The organism is Loktanella sp. IMCC34160 (assembly GCF_004145845.1).
Classification (GTDB): domain Bacteria; phylum Pseudomonadota; class Alphaproteobacteria; order Rhodobacterales; family Rhodobacteraceae; genus SELP01.
Window position 1 is genome coordinate 190,135 of the sequence record NZ_SELP01000006.1, and the last position, 25,559, is coordinate 215,693.

Here is a 25,559-nt window from a genome sequence, read left to right on the forward strand (position 1 = left end):
TTCTAGACAGGACCGGCCCTTTGCTGCCGTTGAGCATCTCATCTCGATGCTGCGGTCGCAGTCTGCATTGCAATCATTCGCTGCAGACCCAAACTCCGAGCTTCATCGAACTCACACATCCCGAACGGAGCGGTCGTTAGTTCTCCGCAAGGTCGTTAGGCACAAGTTCCGACTTCATCCAGTGAATGTTCGACTGTACATGTCCAGCTCGGACATACTTTCCTATCCGGTTAGGCATTTCGGATTCCGGGAACGCATCGGCGATTCTGGCCACAAATCCCTCTTGGCGGTTAAGGTCGAGCTTTCGAGCCAGATCTTCAAAGAGCCCCGGTCGGTAGCGACCACGGTAAATTGTCGGCACTTGCTGGATGCCGAGTTCTTCGAAGCGGGCAAGCGTTGTATCCCATGCCTGCACCTCATCTCCGATAATCCATGCAAAGCCGAGAAAGTATGACGGCAGCGCGTCATAAACGACGGAATGTCGGGCGTAGAGGTTCTCACCGATGATCCGTTCACCCTCTGAAAGTTGGTGAGATATGCCCGCTGCGAACGCTTTCAGCCAATCTCGCGAAGGATGATAGCGACTGTCGGGGCTGCGCGCATAGGAGCCGTGGGCATGGATGGTCGTATTCTCGCCGTCCATCTTTTCGGTCACGATGAGATCTTCGACAGTCAGACCGTCAAGCGATGACATCACCTTGTCATCGCTGCTATTGCCGGGCGAAATCGGAAGGTGAAAGGTGCGACCATATTTTTTCATGCTACGACGATAGCGCCATGCCTGATCGGTGACTATGGGCTCGAGGCCGTGCTCGGATGCGACGCAGCAACTACATGATCTGGCTTGCTCGGCGAGGCATGACCGGCCCTATCCGGACCTCCGTCAGGTTGACCCTCGCTGCGGCGCAGCTTCCCCAAGCCGGTCATTCGCATCTGTCGTATCCGAACGTTCGCTGCCTTCGCGCATACTGGTACGGAAAAACCAGTTTGTATTCGTGATCGCTCGTGCCCCTTAGCTGCAAATAGTACCTCTTGTGCTTTCAACGTTCCAGGAGCATGCTCAACGAGAAATGGGAATGCTGGTCTACTTGAATGGCGCGGTGGTTCCAGAAATCGCGAAGTACTTCTGCGTGTGGGTGGCCATAACTGTGATTGGGATCAGAACTAAATATGCTATGAGCTGGTGACGCTGCTGCGGCCAGACCATCATACCAATTTGCACGCGAACCGTGATGCGGCACCTGAAAGACACTCGTTCGAACTGCTCTGCGGCAATCAAGGTATTGTTTCAATGCGCCCCATTTCGAAACGCTGCTCAGATTGCCATCTCCAGTAAGCAAGATTGCAGCCTTCGTTTCGTGCTCTTGCCAGCAATCGCAATTGCCAAGAAAGTAGTGGAGACGACAATCGCAATAGCGATGCCCGCGCCACGCGCCGATCGCGCCGCCATAGAGCGTCAGGCTGACATCATTCATAGCTGTCCGGCCAAATGTTGCCTCATAAAGGCCCCGCAGACTTTTCAACGCGGCTTTGCGTTCCTTTTCGGTCCCGTTCAACAGTGCCTTTCGGTGGAGACCAACTTTCGCTTCAAAGTCTGTTGGGTCAGACGGACGTGTTTCAGGATCGTTGTAGGGAATGAACTCCCAAACGCGAAAGACGGGAAATGCCTGACCAGGCCGCAGCATGCGCACGCGGCGCTCACCGTGATCGTATGTCAGGTCCAGATCGCCATATGGACCAGATTCGCCCGGTCCAGACACTTTGTCGGCTTCATCAAGGCCTTCCGGTGGTTCAGGATCAAAAGTCGGTTCGGTGGAAAATGGTGGGCCTTCTCCGTCAGAGGGCATGACGAATAAGACCTGCTCAAAGCCGTCACCGGCCTCTTGGGTCAAATATTGCACTGGGTCGACGAAGAACAGTATCTCGGGGTCATCTGCGCGCAGGCCTTGGTCAAAACCAATCAGCAAGCGATGCCAGAGTGGAGCCCATGGTAACATGACCGTCTTGGCGCCGATGGCTTTCAGCAGGTCAACCACGCCGCTGATGTGGTCGTTGTGGAAATGCGATATCGTCAGAAGGTCGATCCTAGAACCACCGCAGTCAATTTTCAGATCAGCGATTGCGTTGGTGACGAGGCGTTTTGCGGTCGAGCTGCCGCAGTCATAGACCCACCGGTAGGGTGGTTGTGAGCGCGGTTCTTCATACCCATCGATCTCAATTTCGCGGGGCCGCCTTGGCGGGGGTGGCCGGAACTCTATCGAACCCGCTACGAAGAGGCCTTGGCCCACTGGAAAGAAATTGTGTATCACACGTACTTGGGTCAACCTGTCATTTCCTTGTTTCATCGATCAGGGTAGCGCGCTTGTGGCGTTCCAATTCCCTTGTCATGCGACATTCAACTTTTTAATCAATTACATCGCCAATCTGCTCACCTCCCCAATATCTTTGATAGTTCGGGCCGTGGCTCTCTGGTTGCTGTCCTTTTTCAGGTACACTCATCATGACCGGCAAGGGAGCAGGCAGGTCGGGGCCAACGATGATCGCTTCGCCCTGTGATAGAGATGGAATGAAAGCGGCTGCGCTGCGATCCAGATCGCCGCAAGCTCTTTCGATGGTCTCCCGGTCTCGGTCATTCGTGAGTCTGTGGACAAACAAGGTTCCAAGCTGACTAAGAACATCCTGCGGCACATCTCTGGGACGCTGGGTCGCAATCACGGTCGTCAGCCCATACTTCCTACCCTCCTTTGCAATCAGGCCGAACGCATCAAGGCTAACACTATTGAATTCATCTCCGACAGTCCGACCAATAAATTGGTGCGCTTCATCCAGACAACAAACGAGCGGGTTCTGGCGAAACTGGCCTCGTCGGGCAAGGCCGAGCAGGTACCGTCCCAGTGCATTTAAGAGCAATTCTCTTGTGTTGTGCTTGAAGCTCACTTTTTCGAAGGAAAGTACCATTGCTTTGGCATTTGGATCACCTAAGAAACGCTCAATCTCTCGACAAATGTCCAGACCATTCTCTGAGAACAGGCAAGCCAATTCAGGGGAGGTCAAAAAGGTTTCAATGCGAATGATCAGTGAATTGCAGTATCCAACTGCATTGTTGTCGAGTTGACCATATCTCGATGCATCATTGTTGTGCACTGGCCGAACGCACTCGTTTCGCACCTGCCGAGACAGCGCGTTGAAATCAAATTGGCAGGTTTCAACTGCCAACTCGTCCGCAAGTATCAACTCAGCTTGACCATATGCCAGGCGGCTCTGATTTGCTTTTTCAATGGTTCCTTGTTCTTCCACAACGACATGCCCAACCGGATCATCGCCCCTGCGGATCAATACACTCCGCCTTGAACCGTTCTCCTCGACGGGGAACCGTTCCGCATCAGCCGCCAAGACCCGAGCCATGCGAAGGCTCTTCGTCGCACTCCGAAGGGCTGGACCCTGACTTTGGCCGGTTGGAGTAAGAAGAGCGTGTAGGTCCAATTCCGACAAATTCTCACTCGGGAACCGAACTAAGGGCGGATCGTCATTGCCGGTTTCGCTGAACGAATACTGCCATGCGCCAGCTACCTTTCCTGTGAATTCGCCTGTCGGATCGAACAGGATACATTTCCCACCGATCCGCACGATCTCATTGACGAGGCGGGAAACCGTCCAACTCTTCCCGCCGCCAGTCGCACCAAACACTCCGCAATGACGGCCGAACAGTTTCTCCGGCGGAATGCTTAGGGCGGCATCATCCAGCCCGGATAGGTGCCCCAGCTCGACAAGTAACGGCGCACTGTCACCCTTCACGTCGCCTTCCAAGGCATCCTTGATCGAATTGGACAGCGCTCCGCCCTCTGCAAGGTAGACCCCATCACCGACCCTCGGCTGCGTGTTGATGCCTCGTGTCACTTTCCGAGTGGTCTTGCTAACGGTGGCCAAGAGCTGGACGCGCCCCTGCGGCTCTACCGCGGGATCGGTTTCGATCTGGTGTTCAAGGACATTTCGCTGCCTGTCGGGAATGCCGACCTCCGTCACGCGCCCCAAGATCGCTGAGCGGTCGCAATCGACAAACACGAAATCACCAACCGAACCTTTGGCCAGCCCGCGCCGACCAAGGGCTGCAAGTGCATTCGGCAAGGTGAGTTCCACGGCACTTGCCGTTACCCTTGTAACCGTCCCGATGCGTTTGGACGGGTCGATCAGGGAGGCAAGTTCGCTCATGCGCCATCACCCTCGCGCAGCTTTTCAAGTCGATCCTGCAGGAGCTGGCGATCCGTCTTGCCCGATATCATCGGCAAGGCGTCGGCAAGGTCTTCGAAGCGGCCATTCAACATCGTGATGCGCGTATCGCCCTGCTGCACAAGTCGCGCGATCTTGCTCTGGTAAGCACGTTGCCCAGCCAGATTGAGGTCGATCTCCTGCGCTTCTTCATCGAAGAGCTTTTGGTGCTCCACGAACCCGCGATCACAAAGTACGAGACGCAGCGAAAGGTTCGTTTCGATGGCTGACCAAATCGGGGCGCTGATGTGATCATCTGCGAAACCGAAGCCGGAGACGATCAACGTTGTATCGGGTTCACGTAATACTGCCTGCAAGGCCGCGAACATGTCGAGGTAGGGGCTCTCAAACGCCTCCTGATACTTCGAAGATCGAGGATAGATTAGGACTGGCTTGCGGTCGTCGTCGGGGGCATCGACGCTTCGAATGACGACATCATCCGACCGTCGCCGCCAGTCCACCGAGCCGTGCAGCTTGTAGAGATGGTACACACCGTCGAGATAGTCGGCCTTCGTACTGGATGCGGCTCGTCGCACGATATCATGGTCGAAGTGATCGCGGTTGAACCTCTGTTCTGCGCTATGGGAAAACCCGTCTATCAGCACGACGCCAAGGCGCAGGCCCGCAGTCTCGATGCAAAGATCATAGTTCGTGGTGAACAGCTTCACTCTGGGTTTTTCCGGTGATCGGCGGGCGAATTTCTTCAAAAACGCCCAGTGTGCTGGCAAATCAGTTTCGGCACCAACGAAACCCACTTTACCCAAAATCGTGTTCTCAGCTGCGCGGACGAACTTGACAAGCTCTTCCAACCAAGGCCGATCAGCGAAATCAGGATCATACTCTGACCGAATACTGAGCAGCTCGATTTGCATTTTGCAGAGGCTCAAAAGGCTCTCGATATCTCCGGCCTTTTGCTTCCCATCACCGTCATTCGGCGGCAGGCCGCCCATTACTTTCTTCGCCAGATCGTCAAACTCTTTGTGGTCAACCAAATTGTCTTCTGAGACAGCATCACGCACGGCATGCCAAAGGTCACCCATCCCCGGTGCATTCGGCCCGCCATCGTTCTTGGCCGAGAAGGACGCCCCGGACCCAAGCAGCACTACGACGTTGGTGGAGTGCAGCGCCGACAATAGGGCCTCTTCGACCTGATCCTTGCATCCGGCCTTTGGTTTCTTGCTGGGGTCGTTTGGGTCTTCTTGCTCCCCTTCCCAGCGCAGCCACTTGCCGTCGCGCGTCAACAGGCGGAGCAGTTCTTTCTTACCTTCTGGCTCTCCGTCCCAAAAGTTTGCCACGTCGAACACCTCAAAATACAACTTTGGAATGAAATTAGGGCGATCAATCCGCAGAGTAAACCGAGCAAAAATCGATATCCGCCTAGGCGTTTTAGAGATCGCGCTTCTGGCCCATCAATGGCAGCTATAGACGTGAAGCTCTTTAGGTTTGCATCTGCGGCGAACTTCCGCTTCCCGCCCCATGCCCGAGTGACTTCTTCGGCCGTGAGGTAGCTGAACGTATGTCTTGATTGGGCTGAGCTACGGCCAGCAGGCCGATCAAAGCCAAAGGGTAGTAGGGGAAACTTTGCGCTACGACGCCGCAAGTCGGCTTCGAGCCCATTTTACCGGATGCTGCGCTCTGATCGAATGTCGGCTATTGTAGGTTTGGTGTAGATCTTCAAACCCGGCTTACTTGGGTTCGTGCTCATTGGAGTATTTTTCTTTGATCAGGTCAGTGGTCGCCACAGAAATCCGGTGTAGGTCGCGTGGATCTGGGCGGATGCAGTCGGGATGGACCGGCGCATAGCCTTGTCGTTCGGTTAGTTCCTGCCCGTCTTTGAAGAATTTTCGGTCCTCGTGGGGGAATTGGAAATAGGGGTAGCCCTCGTCAGCCTCAAACCGTAGCAGTTTTCCAGGGTACCCGAACAGATTCTCGATGCCGTTGTCTTCGCACCATCCGCAGCCAAGCGAGGACCGGCTGTTGGTGCGTTCGCGTTCAAGGCACATCTGACAGGGTTCCGTGAAATAGTCGTAGTCGAATTCTTCCGCTTTGCGCGTCCTGTTGGCCGCCACTTCGGCCCGGTCTTCTTGGACGGAATTGATCCGCGGGCGATACAAAAACCAGATGTCGCCACGGTGCGTGTCGTGGACCTTGACGTTCAATCGCCCCGCCAATTCGTGGGGCTGAAGACCCGCCCATTTGTGAAAGTCTAGCAATTCGTCGTCTTTGCGCCAGTCGCGGCCTGTGCCGTCACACTTTCCGCACTCAAGGTTCACATTCGAATAGGTGCCGTCTTCGTTGCATCTCATGCAATGGAGGAAATATGGCATTTTGCCCTCATATAATGTTGATAATATTGCCCTTTTTAAAGAGCTTATTGCACCTGAGACGGTCTGCATCGTCGACCAGCACACCGGCCTCAATCAGCCACTCGATGAACTCTGGCGTAAGGTCTGAATTCTCAAGATAGGCGTACAGATCGGTTTTGCGGATGTAGAACTGTTCGATCTCATTGTCATAATCCAGCTGGTCGATGAAATCGTCCACCGCCCATCCTTTGAGGACCCGCATATCGACGACGCCGGAGGCCGCAAAAAGGACAGCGGCCAGAACACCGGATGTTGTCGATAAGCTTGGCCCTGCTTCGGCCAGTCCCATTGAGGCCAGCACGGCTGCCGCGATGTCGTGGATGGACGCCTTTTGTGTCTTTACCACGATCTGAAGCTCGGCCCTATGGGTACTATCATTTGTGGCGGCATCGTGGAGCAAGGCCCCGAAAACTGACGAGGTTTCGAATTCCACAACCAAGGTTCGGGGGTCTTGGGTCATCGTTGAAAAACCTTTTGACCAGGGGGCAGATCAAGCCGTTGAAGGCTGCGGCTAATCCCCTGACTAGAATTACATTTTAAGGCATCATTCCAGTCTTCAGGCCCGTGATCAACACAATTCAAAAACCAGTCCTGAGCGGCCGCGTAAGGCGTAGCCTCTAACGTGCGCAGGGCGAAGTCGCCAAGCCTTGCGATATCTGCGGATGATGTGGTGCAGTCAAGTGTCGCAGCTAAGATCGTGCCAAATTTCTGGTCTCGCATCGCAGCCGAGCACAGCGCCAAAGGCACATTCAGTTCTGCTACGTCTCCCCATCCTGTGCCTTCAACGGCTTTGGCTACAGCATCGGACAGGGGCGTGTAGCGTACGCGATTGGGGGTGCGGTTGCGCCCTAGGAGGATGTCATGGTTCACACAAGAGGCAACGGCCACGGCAGCTGCGGCCACGGCGGCTTCGGCGTGGATCAGGGCTTCAATGTGGCGCGCAGCTTTCTTGCTGTCCCAACGGGGCATGTCGTAGTCATCAAAAACATCCAGAATGAAGTCAGAGTAATCCTCTTTGCTCGCGTTGGGGTGTTCCGCCATGTGCAGATAGGCTTGCCGCAATTTGGGCCACAGTTTCGCCAGTTCTGTGATCTGTTTGAACCGGTTTTTGTCGCCAAAATCCGTGGCCCGCAAAACTGGGTCGATGGCCGCAACAAAGATATGATGATCGATCAGGTCAAGTGGCTGCCCCTTATGGCTGGCTATAAAATCATGGGTTCGAGTGTAAACGACAGGCAGCTGTACGAAGGCCTGTTCGGGCAGAGCATTGGTCGACACCGCCTGAAAAGAAACGGCCATCGCCTCGGTCAGTGAGACCAGGGAAGCGGGTTTCTGATCGTGAAATTCGCGGAGCTGGGGGGCGTCATACCGATTTTGGATGATGGCGGATGACCAGATTTGGCGTCCTGCGTCCCCTGTACGCATACTAAAGGTCTCCAGACCTTCTCCTAAGCGAAAGCTGATCTCATCTGGGGCTGTGCGCAACGCATCATAGATTGCCTCGGATCGGCGCCAAAGGTAATTGGTGAAGTTGCCAAAATACGGATACTGCAACGCCTGAAGGACATGACAGCATTCATGAGCCACTTGTTGGCGCACCCGAAGAGAGGGGAGCGCGTCCAACCGAAAAGAGGCGGTGTTGTCGCCGCTGAACCCATCGGGCAGCCGCATGGCAAACAACGAAAAGTCGAAATAAGCGTCCGGAAGATCCGGCGCGGCCATGTGCACCAAACGTTCGCGATCCAAGAATTTGATGTTTGGTGACGTCATTTGTCGTCTTGTCCTTCGGTGCCCTTCCCGCGCCCAAGTGCGAACATTGAGGGCCTAATTCGATAAAGCGCCTTTTAGTTGCAACGCTGAAATTAACTTATGCCAACACTTTTGGGCTGCCCACAGTTTAATAGATACTGACCTTAGCGCAGCCGCAGCGAAAGCTCACTTAGTCCCGCTATTTCCCCGTTCAAGATTGGCGCAGCGAAGGCCCGGTCAGCGGTTGAACAAGCCCGGAACGGAGTTCCGCCCCTCGATTCTCCTTGCTCGTTTACACAGGCTTCGTTGAACTTACGAGGAGCGCTTTCAATGACGATCAACCACGGGGATGCATTCAGACAAGGTCGGGAAGATGGTTTTGCCGCTGGTCTGGCTGGCGAAGCGAAGGCACCTGAATCTGATCCAGTTTTGGCTGCGCTCGACCCCGAATATGAAGGGCTCTACCAGCAAGGAGCGGCGTTGGGATTTGCACGTGGCAAGGAACGCCGGGAAATGGTGCGGCGTCAAGCCGAGCAACAAATCGAAGATCGCGAGAAATAGATGCCATCAACTTTCCCGATGAAGGGCAAGCCAGAATGGCACGGTTTGCTCTCGCCATGTCGGGATTTGTGATAAGATGTCGTGACATGAAGCCCCTAATTCTTCGACAACGCGACATTGACGAACTTGGTTCAGCCATGGACCGGCACAATGATCGGGTCGACCGTGGCAGAATGTATGCAAGGATTGCCTGCCGCCATGGTGAGCGCGGCCTCAGTCCTGAGGGGCTGATCCGGCTTGCGGACATGTTCGATGATGGCTCAATAGTGACCTGCGCGGCCTGGATGCGGCAGATGAACATCCGACGGATACGGACAGTCCGCAGAGGCTGACAGGACGGAACTCCGCCTCTCTCAGTTTTCGATGACCCCACTGCACAAGGATTGCCGGGGGCTTTCCCCGAAGTATCCTTGGGGTTGAAACATGGACAAATCCTGGACGGCTGGCAGCGTTGATTTTGGGTTTGTGCGCCCATGATCATCAAATCCATGTCGCGCAAATCGCCGACGTTTGGCCAGTTGGCGGACTACATCGCGCGCGGTTCGAATGCACAGACCGGCACCAAATCATCGAACCGGACCTTCGTTCACGGCGCAGTGAATTCGGGTGCTGGATGCTGCGGGTGCCACCAATAACCGCTATTCGGGCAAGGGCTAAAAAAACCGAGATTTCGACCCAACGGAAAACACCTTGAGGCGAGTGATTATGTCAGGCACGGTGGTCACTCGTAATTCAGCGGTAAGGATATGCCATGCTTGGTACAGCCCTTTATTTTCCACACATTGATATTCGTGATCCAGCTTGGTTGCGCTCGGCGATTTTGTTTTGGGACGAAATTCAAACAATTGCACCGAGTGCGATAGAAGAACCATACCAACAAGAAGATACAAGAGTCTGCCAAGCAGAAGGGTATTTGCGGCCGCTAAGATGTGATCTGCATCCTCACGTGATAGAAGATTTGGGGCGAAAGATTTTGCGCCTAGGAGATCGAGAAAACGACAATTGGTGGACCGCCAAGAGAACGGATAACCCGATATTCCAATCAGTTCGCAGGGCTGATGAAATTGGTTGGGAACTCGAAGACGCATTTGACGAAGTAGGAATGCACCGGGGTAAGATGTCCCCCGAAGTCAGGGAACTGGCATTTCGACTTGGATTGAGCCGCATGCATCGTGGCAAAGTACTTCCAAGAGACCGCCGATTGTTTCGCGACCTTGAGATGGCCCAAATGCACCCTGACAAGATGCCCCGGGTGATGAGGGATTTGTTCGAGAGCGGGCCCCTTAGCGGTTTCCACGATGAAGAATGGTTGCTGGTCGATAGTCGCTTTGCCGATGCATATATGTCGGCACTTGCCGCACAGCTTTCGCAACAATTAACAATGTCGCCGTTGACGTCTTACGAGCGCGCTCAAGGCATGTCATTTCGGTTTATGTTCGACGACGTCGTAGATAACTCCTTAGAAAGCGCGTCCGGTGCAATGATCGGTGTGGTCATGCGTGGGTTGCAGGTTGATGCGTCGGTGCCAGTATCCAGATTGCTTAAGTTCCGGGAAAAGAGAAAAGACCAGTATTTGGATTTTGCTGGCAAGATTTCCGATCTATCCGAACAGCTTTCGGAAGCTGGAGAGGTCGAAGGTGAGGAACTATTCACAAAGGCCCAGAAAGCGTATGACAAAGACATTGAACCGAGCTTGCGCGCTCTAAAACGTGAACTTAACCACCAGTCAATTTCTACCGCGTGGGCAGGTGCATATCGGGCAATTACGATTTCTGTACCGTCGGCGGGTGCGCTTGCTTACTTTACCGGGCTCACCGGACCGGCTCTTTTGGGAGCAGGGGCAGCACTTGCTGCGGCGGACATCGGGGTTCGAGGGTACTTAGCGGGACAAAAAATCCGGGCGGGTAACCCCTTTTCGTACCTGCACGACATAAACGCCAATTTCGGATTGCCCGATTTTGTTGATGCGTAGAATTAGCGACGGCGGATCACGACGGCACGAATGAACTCAGTGGTATAGCTATAAACGAGTGAAAGCGGACCTCATGTCACCGGCTCCGAACGGCAACTTTGTCCCGCATTGCTGACCCGGGCTCACCAGATGTTTCTGCGTGATGTCCCCAAAGGCCTGTTTGGGAAACCGCACTGCGGCGATGGACTGCGAACCAATGGCGGCTTTGGGCCGAATTTCAGCGACCAGGCGATTGTCGCCATGACCTGTCCCCCGAAACTTCCCTCGTTCTGATGTAGGGTTTGCTCAACTTTTCGAGAGAGCCAACGAGCGCTGTTCAGTTAAGGACGCGCCCCGTTTAAATATGGCCACCGACCTGCACCGGCGCCGTTTCGCGATCCGCGTTCTGCCGGTGGAGCCAGCAGGGTTCCTGGTTGGATTGTTGTTCGGCATCGACGTGGGCACGCATCCCTGCCGGCGAATAGTAGAAGGTCGCTCCTTCGGTCATATCTCAGATCTGTCCGCCCCAGTCCTGCTCGACCACTGCCCGACGGCTTCATAGAGCGGATCGCCGGCCTTGTACCGGTTCACCAGAGCATTCGCTCCGGGACCGCCATTCTAGCCCCGGAAGTCTCCAGGGTCGAGCGACACCTCGTTTGCGGTATTGTCAAACCCGCTGTCGGCAACCCGCTTGCCTAGCATCGCCCATTGGGGCTAGTCGAGAGTGCGGCAGCGGTCGCGGGTCCGTATACCCCGTCAGGAACGAGGCCATAAGCTCTTTGAAACCTCACTAGCGTCTGTTGGGTGAGTGGCCCCCATTTTCCGTCGGCGAAGTTCCGTGGCAGACCGCTGCAATGGCGCTGGAGCTGGATCTGAATGTTCAGCACAGGAACCATTGTCGAATTGCTGCCTTGCGTGCACTCGCGAGAACGACTTCCAAGATCGCATCTTAGGCGATTGCGACCGTCTTGAGTGCGAACCATTTGACTTGGACTGCGATGGCAATGATAGGGACGGCTCCCTGCATGGCAACCTGCGGCGTTGAGGCCACCGCTGTGGGCAAATGAAGGTTGTGGTATCAGAGCAGAAATCGATAGGGACGCTGCTATTGCCGCACAATAGTGAACCAAACGACGCATGCATTTCTTCCAAAGGGCTTCTCTGGAAGGAAGTGCGAACAACCCAGAATTGTCAATCTTATTGAATGGATACAGTGCGAGAGTTTTCGTTGTTCGAGCCATACAAGCTTGACCCGATAGGGAAAATGCTTTGGTCTGCCAGTGGTGTTGAGCGAATTGAATCGCTCTTTATGGCCGCATTTAGTCAGATGTGTTGAAAGGAAATCTACCACTATGAAGAGAACGATTTTGGCAGCGGGTTCGGCAATGATCTTGCTGAGCGGATGCGTTGCACAAGAAGCATTTGTGAAGCAAAATATGCGCTACGCTGACTATGAGCGCGACCGGGCCTACTGTGAAACCAAGGCCACCCAAGAAGTGCCTGTAAACCGAAGCCCTGGAGCAGAGATCGCAGTCGCGTTGTTGACTGGGGTCTACGCCGCGCAGGATGCCAACGCCGCAACACGTGTACGTAATTTCGAAGCCTGCATGATTTCGAAGGGCTATCAGCGAGTTCAGCTCCAACCATGCAGCGATATGCAAGAAGCCCGTGCCAACGGGGTCGGCCCACTTCGTGCGACAGAACGTGTCGTAATCGGCAATCAGACCTGTGTTGTGGGTGACAATGTTGGTCGGATCATCTTCCATAATCCTAGTAACGATAGCTAACAGCTAGAGGAGTCCTTCTGGTCGCAAGTGATGATCAGCTTCGGATTCAGGGCCGTTCTTCTATCTGTTTGGTTTGGACGGCCCCAAAGCGAACGTTCTAGTACCTATTAGCTGACGTCAGCCGACAGCCTCGAGCTGCGTTCTGAGCCACTTGCCGTATGCGCTTGGGACGGCCATTTGCCAGAACCCGTTGCCCCCCCTTGATCCTCCCTTGCTCATGGCTTCAAGCGGCCCGGCTTTTGCCGGGCCGCCTTGTCTTCTTGGTGCATTATCACCGTTTTGTCGTCTCCGCCTCGCCCCGCATCATCCGGTCGATCTCCTTGGCCAGTGTGTCGGCGGCCTTGCTGAGGGTTGAGCCGTCGAGGTGGGCGTAACGTTTGGTGGTGCGCGGGGTCTTGTGGCCCAGGAGCTTGCCCGCGGTGGGCAGGCTTTCGCCCGCGAGGATCGCGTGGGAGGCGTAGGTGTGCCGCAGGTCGTGGATCCGGATGTCCTCGGGCAGCCCGGCCGCCTGCCGCAGCCGCGCCCAGACCCCGGCGATGCTTACCACGCGGCCCGACCGCGACTTCTGCGAGGGGAAGACAAACCGCTGGTGGCCGGTCTCGCGCCGGAGCGCGTCGAGCGTGTCCCGCGCAGGCGCGCTGAGGAGCACGTCGCGCGGACCGGTCTTGGCGTCCGAGAGCGCCAGCTTGGTTTTTTGGACCTCGGACCAGCGCAGCCCCAGAATCTCGCCCCGGCGACAACCGGTGAGCAGGATCAGCCGGAGCGCCTGCGCCGCCAGCCAATGCGCGCCCCGTTCGCGGTCGATCTCGCGGGCCAGCGCCCTGATCTGGTCAAAGCTGAGCATGCGCCCCCGCGCCTGTCGGCGGTTCCTTCGTATGGGGGTGGCCGGGTTGGGCAGGTCCTCGGGCAGATAGCCCTGCGCCTTGCCCCAGTTGAAGATGGTGCCGAAGTGCCCCAGCGCCTGATTGGCCCCGCCGGGGCGGGTGCGGGAGTAAAGGTGGAACCACTCGGCCACCTGCACCGGGGTAATGGCCCCGACCGGGGTCTTGCCGAAGGCGGGCAGGAGCTGGGAGTCCAGATAGGCGCGCAGCGGAACGATGCTGGAGGGTTTGAACCCCTTGCCGCGCTCCGCCATGAAGCGGGCCACCAGCTCTGCAAAGACCGGCGTGGGCGGGGCGACCCGGGACCGGAGCGCCGGACTGCCCCGCCGCGTTCCCGCCCCCGTTGCCGTGGGGGAGGCCGGGGGCGTCAACGCGGCGATCTTCGCGTGGAAGGCCGCGCGCGCTGCCTCGGGCGACATCTCGGGCCAGGTCCCGAGGGTGATCCGCCGGGGCTTTCCATCTATCCGTTTCGACAGCACCCAGGACCGGGTGCCGCCGGGCTGGACCCGCAGGCCAAGACCGGGACATTGCACGTCGCCAAGGGTGTATTCCTTCTCCGCCGGGCGCAGGCTGGCGAGGGTGTGCGGGGTCAGGAGGGAGCGGGCGGTCATGACGTGGTCCTCCCGCGCTTCTGCCAGTCCTTCAGCCCTGCGTGGAACAGCCGCGGGTCGATCTTCCGGGCAGCACAGAAGCCGTGCAGCCCATCGCCGCTCTCTGCGAAGGCCGCGTAGTCCTCTGGCCCCGGTGCCGCCAGCGTCTTGCGCCGGGCGGCGCGCGGGGGCGGTGCCCCGCCAGTCCGGGGTCTGGCAAAGGCGCGGCTCAGATGCGCGCCCACCCGCTCGCTGGCCGCCACCATCCGCCCCTGATCGAGATGGGCATAGCCCGCGTTGCTGTCGAGGTCCGCATGCCCCAGAAGCCCGCCGATCACCTGCAGCGAGAAGCCGCGGTTGATCCCGACCGAGGCCGCGCTGTGGCGCAGGTCATGCAGCCGGAACCGGGGGCGGCGCAACGCCTTGCGCAGCTCCCGCCAGAGCGGGCGCAGCTCTGCTTCCAGCGTCGCCGGGTCCTCGCCCGCGAAGATCGCCCGCCCGTGCCGGGGCAGGCCCGCCAGCAGCGCCCGGGTCGGACGTCCAGCGCCTTTGGGCCGGACTTGGCATCGGGCAGCGCCAGCCGCCCGCCCGTGCGGGTCAGGTCGAGCTCGTCCCATGTTGCCCCCATCGCTTCGCTCCTGCGGCAGCCGGTCAGGGCCACGAAGCGGACGAAGGGTACGGCCAGAGGGAAGCGGTCTGCGGCGCGGTCCAGTACCCGGCCCAGAACCGCATATCCTGCCGGGTCCAGATAATCGGCGGCAAAGTCGGACTTGTGCCGCCGCAGCCCGGCGCAGGGGTTTGCACCGGAGGGGCGCAGACCCAACAGCTCCGCATGGCGCATCATCGAGGAGAGCACTGCCAGCGCCCGGTTGCGGGTGCCGGGGGCGACAGTCAGCCCGTCGCGCCACTGGATCACTGCGCCTTGGTCAGTTCCGCGACACAGACCTCTCCAAGACCAGGGATGATCTGTCCGGTGAAACACAGCCGGTGAGACGCCAGGGTTGTTGGCTTCCACTGTCCGGCGCAGTCCTCCAGAAACCGTGGCGCGAAGCTGGAGATGGTCTCGGCAGGGGAGAGGCCAAGTCCCCCCTCCGCCGCGATCTCTGCCAGCGCCTCGCGGGCCAGCGCCCGGGCGACCTCTACGGGCATCTCCTCCACATCGCCGATCTTGCGGCGCAGGCTGCGCCCGCCCGCGCGGGTCTGGACGATCCAGCTGCGGGCCGCGCCGCGCCGACGCTCGGCCAGCTGCGGAACCTCCGTGTCCCAGATGAATGCGTCCCGGCTGTCTGGCCGGGTCTCCGTGGTCTTCGCCCGCCGCGCTGCGCGGGTCTTGCTTTGTGATTGTGCCATAGGGGCAATCCTTCTCCGCTTCAGGAAACAAGCCCACGCAAAACCCGGGGAAGCGCCCAGGAAACGCGGGGAAGCAGAGAAAACCGGACCCGCTCAATCGCCACTCAGGCTGAGCGGGAGACCAAAGCTCCAATCATTGCATCAGGTTACCACAGGTCCCGAAAGGCCAAACCCCGGTCCAGAGGACCTCCTAAGGCTACACACGCCTCTCAGCAAAACACGGCGCCCCAGGTGGCCATATGGAGAAGGTTCTTGAGTGTATTTTGGGCCTTGAATTACCGGAATGTGAAACCGATCAGGAAAACTTGGGGTGCCCGAAGCATTGGCAGGGTCGTGCCAACCGACTGGCACGGCCGTGCCGTGCTGCTGGCCCGGTTGTGGCCCTCTGTTATTCCTCTGAGCCACCAGCTTTTCCGTCCTCTGGGTCGCACAATTCTTCCTGTGCCTTTGGAGCGTAATGCGTCGAGGAAATCAATTGAAGTCTGGGTGCGTAGTTGACCCGAGGGATCCGGATTGATGTCAGTCTGTTGGGCAGTGTCAGGATTGGTCGCAACAAGATGGAGTATTGTTTCTTCCGCCAGGTTGGCCCCGTCTTCTCAGGTTCCAAGCGGCGCAGGATCGGACGGCCGGGCAGGGGGTGCTTGCGTAGGAGACGTCAAAAAGGGAAGTGTTGAGTTGAAGCGGTTGGTTTGCCGGGAGGGGTCAAGTTCCTGCCACGGCTCCACATACCGTCCCAATAATTGATGTGTGGTCCGATAACGGTGGGCGGGTACAGATGCCAAATCTAGATCATCTGTTCTGGCGCTTCCGCCTCGCGATCTTTGTAGGCTTATGTCTGCTTCCTGCAATCGGCGCCTTTGGAAAAGCCGATCCCGATCGATGGATGGTCGGCATCCCGATTGCAACGCTCGGCCTCTGGCTCTCCGTCACCGAGGCGCGTCGGTTCGAGATCCCTGACCTGGCTTCAGTGGGCATCGCTGCTTGCGCCGGTCTGGCAGTAACAGAGGGCTTGATCGACTTCGCCCCGCTGGTCTGGAACGGCCTCACCGCCCTCCTGACCCTAGTCTGCCTTCTTTTGGCCGGGCGGCTGCTCTATGCCCGGTTTGGACAGGACGCCTTTGGGGCGGGGGATGCCAAGCTGATTGCCGCCTGCACCCTGTTGGTCGGCCCTCTCGGGCTTCCAAGCCTGATCTTGATCGCGTCCCTCTCCGGCCTGGTCTTCGGACTGCTCGTACGTCAGCAGTCCCGTGGTATCCCCCTTGGGCCCTTCATCATATTTGCGGCGCAGATCGTGTGGTTCTTCGGGCCGATAGCAGCGTTTTCAGGCCAACCTTGACGCTGCCGCGCCTTCCTTTGCGTTTGAGCCGAAGGCGAATGGCAGCGAAGGAGGGCTCAACTCTGGCCGGAAACGCTTTGGGATATCTGACTGACAGTCTGGTCGGGTCGGAGCAATCATGTGATGATCCGGCGACCGATTGCGCAACCACAGATGGGCTTGACTCAACATAAGGTTAACAGTTTTCTGGGTGCATTAACCTTTTAGGCGAGTCCATGTCTGTTTCATTTCGTATTGCGCTGTTCGTCGGTCTTCTGTCTGTTTCGCAAGTTTCTGCTCAGGAAGACCCCTCTCCCTCACAATCCGACCCTTCGGTGATCCAGGTCGCTCCGGCTGACCAAGGGCAACCTTCAGACCGATCCGATCAGGGCAATCCGGCCTCAGATGCCAGCGATGGCCGGTCCGATGTCGCGGGTGAGGTTGCAGACGGTGAGGCGCTTGAGAATGCTGACGAGGCCTCCGCGCTCGCCGAGGAAGAGGAGAAGGTCGACTCCGCCGTTGCCTATTCCATCGAGGCGGACCCGGCGGAAGAGTTCACCCCGGCCGAGTATCGCCCCAACCTTCCCGACGAGATCCAGTCGGACGGGGCTTTCCGCTACCGCGTTCCGATCGCCATGCCGCAGTACCAGGGGTTCGAGCCGCAACTGGCTTTGGTCTACAACTCCTCCCAAAAGGGCTATGCAGGTGACGGACCGATCCTCGGCACCGGCTGGACGCTCTCCGGCCTGTCCCAGATCCGCAGGGTCACCCTGGGCGGCGGGATCGCCTCCTTCATCGACGAACAGGACATCTACACGCTCGACGGGGAAGACCTCCTCGCCTGTGCCGACAGCAGTGCCTCGGTCCCCTATGCAGGGACCTATCCAGCAAGCCACCTGACCACCATCTCCAGTTCCTCCTGTGTCGCGGGCGGGCAGTTTGTCACGCTCATCGATGACGGACGCCGGGTGGTGCAGACCACCGACGCCAATGGGCACCTGTCCTTCGAGGTGACCAACCGCGATGGGGTGATTTCGACCTATCGTTCTGTGGGCAGCTTGGCAAACTGGACGCCAAGTGTTCCTGCCAGTACGGAAACGACGACCTGTAGTTCTGGCCCCGGCTACAATGGCGGCTGCACCACGAGTGGGTCAACCACCGTAGGAGAAGACCCCTCTGAAGTTGCCTTTGGGCGTATCTTCCTGATCTCCGAGATCCGCGACCAACAGGCCATCCCGAACACCGTTCTCATCACCTATGACATCGATACGGCCAATGGCTTTGCCGCCGTTCCGGCCTCCGTGACCTACGCGGGCTATTCGGTCGATTTGCACTACCGGCTTGAGGCCAGCCACCTGCGCAGTTTTGCGACCGGCCATGCCGACCACTTCGGCTACGAACACCGGGTTCTCGAAGCGGTCACCGTCAGCGACGGTGCAACAGGCATTCGCGCCTATGATCTGACCTTTGGCAGCAGCCCGCATTTTGGGCGCATCCGTGTGGACAGCGTCACGGAATACGGACGCGATTTTGCCCTCCAGACCGACGGCTCCGTCACCGGTTCAGCCCTGCCGCCCGTCACCTTCACCTATAATGACGACACGCCAGGGTTCGAGACTGTGGCAGTTCCGATCCCGCCCGCCGATACCCACTTCGACAACTACGCAATCGGTCACACCCGGTTGGGGTATCTGGCTGATCTCAACGAGGACGGTGGCGTTGATCTGATATTTCAGACGGAAGCGCCCCATGGATGGAACGGTGGAGACGGGTCCGGAAGTTGGGGAGGAGGCGGAAGCGGAGATCCTGTCGAGGCCTCCGCGGCCTATTCCGTCGATCAGGATCGCACCGTCACTCCGGTGGAGGTTCTGCTTCCCTATTTCGAACATGGTAGCTCAACACGCGTCCCACTTGCATCGATCAATGGGCCGGATTCTTCGACAGGCCAGACACTTTTCGCCGAACGGGTGAGGGTCAATTCAATTGACAAGACAGTCCGGGAACTCTTCGGGCCCACCGGTCAGGAGGTCGATCAGTTTGCATCCTATGCGGATACACTCCACTTCATTCAGCTTAACCTAGACCGTGATCCGGGCCAGGAAGCGCTTCTCAAGGTCCGCAACACCTCTGCAGTGCCGCAGGGTTCCTACGACGTGGGGCCATCAGGCTATGTGTCAAGCACCCATGATGTCTCGGGGCTGACATACGATCTCGACACGACCAGCCAGCAACGAATTGGCTATGTGGTCGGTGACTTCGACGGCAACGGTCTGTCTGACGTCGCTGTGCACAACAGGCTCTACCTCTATTTCCCGGATGGGTTCCGGGAGTTCCCGATCTCGATCGACAATTACGTCTCCAGCGGACCCAGAGCGGACCTCCGCGCCGCCGATATGAACGGAGATGGACTCGACGACATTGTGTTCCTTGGCAAGGGCGACCAAGACTCCCTTGTAGACGCATCTGCCCCGCGCGAGTTCGCAATCTACTATGCCACCGGACGAGGGTTTCTGCCGCGCGAGACAGTTCTCTACCAGCCTGAAGACACCTACGGCCCCTCAGACCTGATCCCGGCTGGCATGCCCAATGTGCAATGGGAAGGCGGATACCAGCTGACCGATATGAATGGCGACGGTCTTGTTGATGTCATCATGACCAAGGTCCAGAACTCGGACGACCTTGTCGACCGTGATGCCTTCTCGGCGGTTATCCTCTACTGGAATGGCGCCCGATTTGAGGTTGCGGACGACCCCGAAGCCTACCTGACCAACATCATCTCCGGCGCCCAGCTTTTCGGCGACTTTGACGGGGACGGTCTGACAGATATCTTCGACAACAATGTAGTGGACACCACTGGCTCATATACGGGGCCTGCGTTCGCGCCCGGCGAACAGATCCACTTCGGCGCGGGTGGTATCCCCAACATCATGACTTCGGTCGACACGCCGACGGGGGCCGTGGCTTCGGTGAGTTATGCACCAAGCAGCGATGGGGTGGGGCCAGATTCGGTCGTGCTGGGGGATCAAATCCCGGGCATCCGCCAGGTCGTGTCCGCCGTGACCGTAGATGACGGGTTCGGCAATCTGGCCACGACAAGCTATCGCTATCGCGACAGCCGCTACGATCATGCTCGCCAGCGCTCGCTGGGGTTTGAACAGGTCCAGGTCATCCTGCCCGCAGTCGAGGGCGAGACCGATCCGCTGGTCCGCGAGACCACCTATCTCAACAGCGATTTCGTATTGAGCGGGTCACCCGCTCAGGAGATGCTGTGGCTGGGCGACCAGATCCTGACCGAGACGAGCAACAGCTATTTGACCCGAGGTGCCGGCAATGGTCCGTTCCGGGCGCAACTGATTTCCAGCACATCGCGAACGCGCAGCGGTGACGGGGCGGATGACTTCGTCGAGACCTCGAGGGAGATAGGCTATGATGCCTGGGGCCGGGTGGCCTGGGAACTTGATCTCGGTATGACCCTGAATGGCGTCGATATCGATACCTCCGGGGCAGGGAACGTCCTCGTGCAAACCCAATATGCGGCCAGCTTCTCGCAGGGCTACTTCATGAACCTGCCCTGCATCCGCACAAGCTATCGCGGGAATACCATCACCAACGACCCGGCTGACTGGCTCGACAAGCGGATCTTCATCTACGACGAGTTGGGCGGGTGCGCCGAACCCACCTCGGGCAACCTGACCTATGAGCGGTTCTGGGGCGGCGATCCCACCTCCAACCTCGTCAACTGGCGCGACCACCGCCGGACCTATGACACTCATGGCAACCTGCTCACTGATCTCGATCCCGAACTGAACCTCACCAGCTTCGGCTATGACCCGGTCCGCCATCTGTTCCGCACCTCCGTCACCAATGCGCTCGGGCATCAGGCGAGCGTCACCTGGGACGAAGCCTGCCAACTGCCGACAGGGTTCACGGATCCCAACGGGCTGACCACCACACGTGTCTATGATGCGCATTGCCGAGCCGTGAGCCAGACCGCACCCAATGGTCACGCAACCAATGTGGCCTATCTGGATTTCGGGGACCCGGGCCTGCAGCGGGTCGAGACCACCTCCGCCTCGGCCAGCAGCCTGCCGAATGCGGAACAGACGATCTCGGTGCAGTATTTCGACGGGCTGGGCCGGGCGACCCGGACGGAGGCCTCAGGCCGGACAAGCCTTGCGGCTGACCGCACCTATGCCCGAACCAGCTATGATGCGCGGGGCAGGGCGGTGGCTCAGTCCCTGCCGCTGACCCATGCGGAAAGCCAGTTGGCGACCCTGCCGGACACGCTCCTGATCCGGACCACCTATGACGCGCTCGACCGCCCGCTGTCGGTCACCAACGCCGATGGCAGCCGGTCCGAGATGCAGTATGGCATCCGTATGCTGCCGGTTGGAGCCGGCGAGGACGGGGCCAGCCTGTCGCTCTCCGCCCGTTTCGCCATGACCACGCGGTTCGACGAGCATTGCTTTGACGATGTGGCAGCCAATACGGACTGCCACCCGGTCTCCGAAGTTGCCGACCACCGGGGCAACCGCATCCGCATGATCCTGAACGACCCGGGCACCGACACCGATGCCGCCGCGGGCGAGCGGATCACGGAGTTTCGCTATGGCGCCAAGGGCCAGCTCATCGGGGTGACCGACCCGCGCGGGGCGAACTGGGTCTATACCTACGATGTCTCGGGCAACCGGATCTCCGCCGATGATGCGGGCCTTGGTCTCTGGACCATGCAATACGACCGCAACGGCAATTTGACCCGGCAGACCGACGCCAAGGGGCAGGTGATCACCTTCTCCTATGATGCGCTGAACCGACCCCTGACCAAGACGGTCGCCTGGGACGGCCAACAGGACGTCATCACCTACACCTATGACCAGCCCCGCGCGGGCAGCTACAACATCGGGCAGCTGACCACGCTGACCAATGCCGTCCATCAGGTCAAATATGATTACAACGATCAGGGACAGCCCTGGCGGACCCGCCATTGGGTGGACCAGACCGGCGGCGCTGCGGATGTCGAATTCGAGACGAGCTTCTGGCCCAACGGCCTGCCGCGCAATCAGGCGATGCCGCTCACCTCGGGCGCCCCCAACACTTGGGTCGGAGAGCTGAGCTATGACGCGGCCGGGCGGATGATCGGCTTTGGCAGCTACATCACCGATGTGGACTATGGGCGCTGGGGTGGAGCGATCCGCACCGACTATGGCAATGGGCTGACCGAGTTGCGCAGCTACCGCGACACGCGCGGCTGGATCGATGCGATCCGGGTCGAGGACAGCACGGGCACCGAACTGCACCCTGACACCGTCTATTGGCGCAGCGCCACGGGCCGGGTGACGCGGGTGCAGGGGATCGCGGCACCGGGGGGCTTTGATTACACATACGACTATGCGGGCCGGTTGCTCAGCGCGATCAACCACGCCGGGGCCAGCCAGCACGACCAGAGCTTCGCCTATGACAGCGCGGGCTCCATGACCTTCAACAGCCGCCTGGGCACTTACGTCTACCCCAGCGCCATGGCCAGCCACCCCCATGCGCCCGATACCGTCGCGGGGCAGGTCTTTGCCTATGACGCCAATGGCAACATGACCACCGGGCTGAACGGCAAGACCATGAGTTATGACGGCGAGAACCGGCCGCTCATGGTGGAGACCTCCGTGGAGAACGGAGGCATCCGCACCGAGTACGTCTACGGCGCCGACGGCTCCCGGCTCAAGCTGATCGATGCGGTGGGCACGGGGAACGAGGCCACGACCCTCTACCTTGGCGTGCTCGAGGTCCGCGGGTTCGGGAGCGGGGCCGACACCATCGTCGCCTACCCGCACAGCGACCTGCGGATCGTGGGCAATGACACAAGCTACCTCCACCGCGATCAGCTGGCCTCGGTGCAGGTGATCTCCAACGGGGCGGGCCAACGCGCCACCCGGCGGCAGTACCGGCCCTTCGGCGAGATCTCCTGGGAGGTGATCGAGCAGGTCACCGCCGACGAGGCCCACGGCTTCATCGGCGAACGCTTCGACGAGGGCGCAGGCCTGCAATACCTCAACGCCCGCTACTACGACCCCGAACTGGGGCTGTTCCTGCAACCCGACTGGTTCGAGGTCACAAAGGCCGGTGTCGGGACGAACAGGTATGCGTATAGCTTCAATGATCCGGTGAATGCACGGGATCCGGGAGGGAATGAAGCCGACGGCGATGATGACTCTTCGAGCCAGCTTAGGCGCTGGCGGGAGTGGTTGCAAGCTAGGCGGTATGAGCGAAACTTGAGAGAACTGGAGCGAGCGCAAGCTGAACTTGAACGATTCGTAAATGCCGTTCGAAACGGCGAATATGACAATCTGTCAGACCTTGCCATTGCAGAAGCCGCAGAAGCACGCTTCAGACTAGTAGACCAATATGCAGCATATGTCGAAGGAGGACTTGGTGCGGAAGCCGTGGACTACGGTATCATGGCACTGTCGCTTGGTGGGCTAAAGATGGGCGCAGGTGCAAGCCAGGCGACCAGGGGCGTCGTTGCACCGTCAGGAACTGCAGCCCCCCTAGTAGGCGCTGCAAATGGGGCGGCTGGCGAAACGACACTCGCAATACTTCTCGGCGGTGCGGGGCGGGCGCAAGCAATGACGACCCCTCTTGGTCGAAGAGTAATTGATAGGTTGGCGTTTGGTGTGGCACATGAATCAAAGGTGGGGTATACGTCGGCAAGCGCATTTGTACGAAATCAGGCGCTGAAGGATGGATTTCTTCTTGCAAATAGGGAAGTAGAAGGTGTTGTTTGGCATTTCTTTCGAAGTCCGACAACTGGGGCTGGCGGTCCAAGTGGGCCGCTTCGGGAACTTCTCCAATCCCAGGGGATAGCGATAAGGATCCACAGTGGACTATAGAATTGCCAAACCTCCGATCTCAAAGCCTTTGGGTGAAATGTCCAAGCAAGAGTTGATTGAGTATCGATCTTGGTTTGAGGCCAGCCTGCCTCCAAGACTTGGTCTATTGAAAGAGCTGGTCAGATCGTCTAGGAAATATAGAAACTGGGTTCCGGATTTTTCGCCCTCCAGTATTGGCGAGTTGAGTGAATGGAGCCAAGAAACTCTTGAATTGGAGGGACCCAGAGGTGAGGAATCGCCTACTGAAATTTCCATTCTGATGGACATTGCAATGTACATGGGTGAGTCTTTGGTTCGGGCGTCGCCGTCGATCAAGTGGGAGCACAACATTAGGTGTCCAAGAAACGATGTAGATTTCGGTGCTATGGTGATAAATGGGCCGTCCGGTTTGAAGTTCGACCCGTTTCGAATAATATACGTTGCTTCTCTAATACTGAGAGATGGGCGGCTTGGCTCCGATTGGCTCTCGAAGACTTTTGAGCTCAGATTCTCATTGCTGATAGATGGGTGGGACGGCAAGCTTGGGATCAGGCCCTAGGCGATGGCCTGCGAGGGAACCAAACTGAATTTGCCATTGTTTCACCCCCACCCCCGCTCCGGCGTGACCCTCCTCGAGGTGCTTGTCGTTCTTGCCATCATCGCGATGATCGCGGCGCTGGCGGCCCCGCGCCTGTTGGACAGCTTCGGCCGGGCCAAATCGCAGGCGGCTGAGGTGCAGTTGTCGACTCTGAAGGGCGCAGTGCAGCTTTACTACCTTGATACCGGACAACTGCCGTCGCAGGGCGAGGGGTTGGGCGCGCTGGCCACGGCCCCGGGCGGGGTAAGCGGCTGGAAGGGCCCCTATGCCGATGCGGCGCAGCTTCTCGACCCCTGGGGCCGCCCCTGGACCTACCGCCAACCGGGCGAGGGCGCGCCCTTCACGCTCGGCACGCTGGGCCGCGACGGTCAGCCCGGCGGCAGCGGCGAGGACGCGGATATCACGCTCTGACGGACCCGCAGGGCCGGGCGCAGGGCAAGGGGCGGATGGGCGATGCCCGCGCTGTCCCAGGTCTCGATCAGGATCAACCGGGGCAGGATCGTGCCACCGTCCCAATCGTTCGACCAGCCTTCCGGACTGCGCACCGTCTTGCGCCCGTAATAGGCGATCCGCAGCTGCCCGACATCGCCGCGCAGTGCCCGCAGCAAACCGCCCGCCTCCATCAGCAGCTGCCCATCCTGAAGGGCGATCCGCGTGACCGCTCCCTCGGCATCGGGCATCCAGAACCCGTCCGTCCCGGCCCCGAAGACCTCTGCAATCGGCAGGCGCGGCCCAACCTCCGGCATAGCCTCGACCGCGGCCCAGAGATCGGCCCGGGCCAGTGCCTGATCCACCTCGGCCCCGCCAGACCCCAATCGCCGCCAGACCTGCCCGGTGGTGGAGTAGCTGGAGGCAAGCGCCACGCCGATCATCCCCATGACGGCGAGCGCCAGGAGAAGCTCCAGAAGGGTGATCCCGGCCACCGGGGAGCGTTTGGAGTCTGCCCTAGCGTTCATGGGCGATGACCCGTGTGAAGCTGTCACGACCGCCGTAGACCTGATCCTCGACGGTCATATCGAGCCGGGTGAGGGCGACAAGGCTGTCGAACCGGCTTGGCCCGGCGGAGGGCTGATCGGAGGCCGCAAGGGTGTAGTGGAACCGATCTTCATAGGTCCCTTCGGTGGCGGCAAACGCGCCCAGCACCTCGGCCTGGTCAAAGAAGGACCGGGCGAACTCCGCCCGCTCCAGCGCCCGCAGCCTTTCCTGTGGTCCCCGCGCGGCCCCGATCAGGGCGGGCATCAGGGCCACGACCACGAGGGACAGGGCGGCGGCGGCAAGGAGGGCC

The 25,559-nt window shown here is 59.0% G+C and carries 20 protein-coding genes; 7 read left to right on the plus strand and 13 right to left on the minus strand.

Translation table 11 applies throughout. The features are described 5' to 3' along the window. Positions 1 to 136: 136 nt before the first annotated feature. The 7 genes from EU803_RS15685 to EU803_RS15715 form a co-directional block, all read right to left on the minus strand. Positions 137 to 760 (minus strand): RNA ligase family protein, encoded by a 624-nt coding sequence (locus EU803_RS15685; RefSeq protein WP_129684546.1) that lies wholly within the window; start codon positions 758 to 760, stop codon positions 137 to 139. 280 nt (positions 761 to 1,040) lie between these two features. Further along, positions 1,041 to 2,345, minus strand: a complete 1,305-nt coding sequence (locus EU803_RS15690; RefSeq protein ID WP_129684548.1) for an MBL fold metallo-hydrolase — start codon at positions 2,343 to 2,345, stop codon at positions 1,041 to 1,043. Between the two features lie 58 nt (positions 2,346 to 2,403). After that, positions 2,404 to 4,209 (minus strand): ATP-binding protein, encoded by a 1,806-nt coding sequence (locus EU803_RS18835; protein ID WP_242494394.1) that lies wholly within the window; start codon positions 4,207 to 4,209, stop codon positions 2,404 to 2,406. Next, complete coding sequence (locus EU803_RS15700; protein WP_207209219.1) at positions 4,206 to 5,582, minus strand: SIR2 family protein; 1,377 nt, start codon at positions 5,580 to 5,582, stop codon at positions 4,206 to 4,208. The genes EU803_RS18835 and EU803_RS15700 overlap by 4 nt, the downstream gene beginning before the upstream one ends. A 369-nt stretch (positions 5,583 to 5,951) precedes the next feature. Continuing rightward, on the minus strand, positions 5,952 to 6,539 hold the full coding sequence (locus EU803_RS15705) for a hypothetical protein (protein ID WP_129684550.1): 588 nt from the start codon (positions 6,537 to 6,539) through the stop codon (positions 5,952 to 5,954). 61 nt (positions 6,540 to 6,600) lie between these two features. Beyond that, the gene (locus EU803_RS15710) at positions 6,601 to 7,092 is read right to left on the minus strand and encodes a hypothetical protein (RefSeq protein ID WP_129684552.1); all 492 of its coding nucleotides are present in this window, start codon (positions 7,090 to 7,092) and stop codon (positions 6,601 to 6,603) included. Continuing rightward, positions 7,089 to 8,402 (minus strand): hypothetical protein, encoded by a 1,314-nt coding sequence (locus tag EU803_RS15715; protein ID WP_129684554.1) that lies wholly within the window; start codon positions 8,400 to 8,402, stop codon positions 7,089 to 7,091. The genes EU803_RS15710 and EU803_RS15715 overlap by 4 nt, the downstream gene beginning before the upstream one ends. 309 nt (positions 8,403 to 8,711) lie before the next feature. On the opposite strand from EU803_RS15715, the gene EU803_RS15720 reads away from it, so the two are divergent. After that, positions 8,712 to 8,942, plus strand: a complete 231-nt coding sequence (locus tag EU803_RS15720; protein WP_129684556.1) for a hypothetical protein — start codon at positions 8,712 to 8,714, stop codon at positions 8,940 to 8,942. Positions 8,943 to 9,693: 751 nt separating this feature from the next. Next, positions 9,694 to 10,914, plus strand: coding sequence for a DUF6236 family protein (locus tag EU803_RS15725; protein ID WP_129684558.1), 1,221 nt, complete (start codon positions 9,694 to 9,696; stop codon positions 10,912 to 10,914). A gap of 337 nt (positions 10,915 to 11,251) precedes the next feature. Here EU803_RS15725 and EU803_RS18650 read toward each other — a convergent pair whose 3' ends face one another. Continuing rightward, the gene (locus tag EU803_RS18650; RefSeq protein WP_165352872.1) at positions 11,252 to 11,401 is read right to left on the minus strand and encodes a hypothetical protein; all 150 of its coding nucleotides are present in this window, start codon (positions 11,399 to 11,401) and stop codon (positions 11,252 to 11,254) included. 844 nt (positions 11,402 to 12,245) lie between these two features. Here EU803_RS18650 and EU803_RS15735 point away from each other — a divergent pair. Then, positions 12,246 to 12,680 (plus strand): hypothetical protein, encoded by a 435-nt coding sequence (locus tag EU803_RS15735; protein WP_129678891.1) that lies wholly within the window; start codon positions 12,246 to 12,248, stop codon positions 12,678 to 12,680. A 271-nt stretch (positions 12,681 to 12,951) separates the two neighbouring features. Here EU803_RS15735 and EU803_RS15740 read toward each other — a convergent pair whose 3' ends face one another. The 3 genes from EU803_RS15740 to EU803_RS15750 all read right to left on the minus strand — a co-directional run bounded on the left by EU803_RS15740 (position 12,952) and on the right by EU803_RS15750 (position 15,501). Further along, positions 12,952 to 14,172 (minus strand): site-specific integrase, encoded by a 1,221-nt coding sequence (locus tag EU803_RS15740; protein ID WP_129684562.1) that lies wholly within the window; start codon positions 14,170 to 14,172, stop codon positions 12,952 to 12,954. Next, positions 14,169 to 14,768: a tyrosine-type recombinase/integrase gene (locus tag EU803_RS15745; RefSeq protein WP_129684564.1), complete on the minus strand. Its 600-nt coding sequence runs from the start codon at positions 14,766 to 14,768 to the stop codon at positions 14,169 to 14,171. Before EU803_RS15745 ends, EU803_RS15740 begins: the two co-directional genes overlap by 4 nt. Before the next feature lie 295 nt (positions 14,769 to 15,063). Then, on the minus strand, positions 15,064 to 15,501 hold the full coding sequence (locus tag EU803_RS15750; protein ID WP_129684566.1) for a hypothetical protein: 438 nt from the start codon (positions 15,499 to 15,501) through the stop codon (positions 15,064 to 15,066). A 775-nt stretch (positions 15,502 to 16,276) separates the two neighbouring features. Here EU803_RS15750 and EU803_RS15755 point away from each other — a divergent pair. The 4 genes from EU803_RS15755 to gspG all read left to right on the plus strand — a co-directional run bounded on the left by EU803_RS15755 (position 16,277) and on the right by gspG (position 24,685). Beyond that, the gene (locus EU803_RS15755; RefSeq protein ID WP_129684568.1) at positions 16,277 to 16,837 is read left to right on the plus strand and encodes an A24 family peptidase; all 561 of its coding nucleotides are present in this window, start codon (positions 16,277 to 16,279) and stop codon (positions 16,835 to 16,837) included. 314 nt (positions 16,838 to 17,151) lie between these two features. Continuing rightward, positions 17,152 to 23,697 (plus strand): RHS repeat-associated core domain-containing protein, encoded by a 6,546-nt coding sequence (locus tag EU803_RS15760; RefSeq protein WP_165352873.1) that lies wholly within the window; start codon positions 17,152 to 17,154, stop codon positions 23,695 to 23,697. A gap of 37 nt (positions 23,698 to 23,734) precedes the next feature. Next, positions 23,735 to 24,235, plus strand: a complete 501-nt coding sequence (locus tag EU803_RS15765) for a hypothetical protein (RefSeq protein WP_129684572.1) — start codon at positions 23,735 to 23,737, stop codon at positions 24,233 to 24,235. 3 nt (positions 24,236 to 24,238) lie between these two features. Next, positions 24,239 to 24,685 carry a type II secretion system major pseudopilin GspG gene (gene gspG / locus EU803_RS15770; protein WP_277985713.1) on the plus strand — a complete coding sequence of 149 codons (447 nt, stop codon included), beginning with the start codon at positions 24,239 to 24,241 and terminating at the stop codon, positions 24,683 to 24,685. Here gspG and EU803_RS15775 read toward each other — a convergent pair. Together EU803_RS15775 and EU803_RS15780 are read right to left on the minus strand one after the other, a co-directional pair. Then, positions 24,643 to 25,230, minus strand: a complete 588-nt coding sequence (locus EU803_RS15775; protein ID WP_129684576.1) for a hypothetical protein — start codon at positions 25,228 to 25,230, stop codon at positions 24,643 to 24,645. The genes gspG and EU803_RS15775 overlap by 43 nt on opposite strands. Beyond that, entirely contained in the window at positions 25,220 to 25,513 is a 294-nt protein-coding gene (locus EU803_RS15780; RefSeq protein ID WP_207209220.1) for a hypothetical protein, read from the minus strand. The genes EU803_RS15775 and EU803_RS15780 overlap by 11 nt, the downstream gene beginning before the upstream one ends. Positions 25,514 to 25,559 lie beyond the last annotated feature (46 nt).

Bases quoted from the DNA above. Each gene is read 5' to 3' on its own strand.
- EU803_RS15685 (WP_129684546.1), bottom strand. From the start codon at position 760: ATGAAAAAATATGGTCGCACCTTTCACCTTCCGATTTCGCCCGGCAAT.
- EU803_RS15690 (WP_129684548.1), bottom strand. From the start codon at position 2,345: ATGAAACAAGGAAATGACAGGTTGACCCAAGTACGTGTGATACACAAT.
- EU803_RS18835 (WP_242494394.1), bottom strand. From the start codon at position 4,209: ATGAGCGAACTTGCCTCCCTGATCGACCCGTCCAAACGCATCGGGACG.
- EU803_RS15710 (WP_129684552.1), bottom strand. From the start codon at position 7,092: ATGACCCAAGACCCCCGAACCTTGGTTGTGGAATTCGAAACCTCGTCA.
- EU803_RS15715 (WP_129684554.1), bottom strand. From the start codon at position 8,402: ATGACGTCACCAAACATCAAATTCTTGGATCGCGAACGTTTGGTGCAC.
- EU803_RS15720 (WP_129684556.1), top strand. From the start codon at position 8,712: ATGACGATCAACCACGGGGATGCATTCAGACAAGGTCGGGAAGATGGT.
- EU803_RS15725 (WP_129684558.1), top strand. From the start codon at position 9,694: ATGCTTGGTACAGCCCTTTATTTTCCACACATTGATATTCGTGATCCA.
- EU803_RS18650 (WP_165352872.1), bottom strand. From the start codon at position 11,401: ATGACCGAAGGAGCGACCTTCTACTATTCGCCGGCAGGGATGCGTGCC.
- EU803_RS15735 (WP_129678891.1), top strand. From the start codon at position 12,246: ATGAAGAGAACGATTTTGGCAGCGGGTTCGGCAATGATCTTGCTGAGC.
- EU803_RS15740 (WP_129684562.1), bottom strand. From the start codon at position 14,172: ATGACCGCCCGCTCCCTCCTGACCCCGCACACCCTCGCCAGCCTGCGC.
- EU803_RS15745 (WP_129684564.1), bottom strand. From the start codon at position 14,768: ATGGGACGAGCTCGACCTGACCCGCACGGGCGGGCGGCTGGCGCTGCC.
- EU803_RS15750 (WP_129684566.1), bottom strand. From the start codon at position 15,501: ATGGCACAATCACAAAGCAAGACCCGCGCAGCGCGGCGGGCGAAGACC.
- EU803_RS15755 (WP_129684568.1), top strand. From the start codon at position 16,277: ATGCCAAATCTAGATCATCTGTTCTGGCGCTTCCGCCTCGCGATCTTT.
- EU803_RS15765 (WP_129684572.1), top strand. From the start codon at position 23,735: ATGTCCAAGCAAGAGTTGATTGAGTATCGATCTTGGTTTGAGGCCAGC.
- gspG (WP_277985713.1), top strand. From the start codon at position 24,239: ATGGCCTGCGAGGGAACCAAACTGAATTTGCCATTGTTTCACCCCCAC.
- EU803_RS15775 (WP_129684576.1), bottom strand. From the start codon at position 25,230: ATGAACGCTAGGGCAGACTCCAAACGCTCCCCGGTGGCCGGGATCACC.
- EU803_RS15780 (WP_207209220.1), bottom strand. From the start codon at position 25,513: ATGCCCGCCCTGATCGGGGCCGCGCGGGGACCACAGGAAAGGCTGCGG.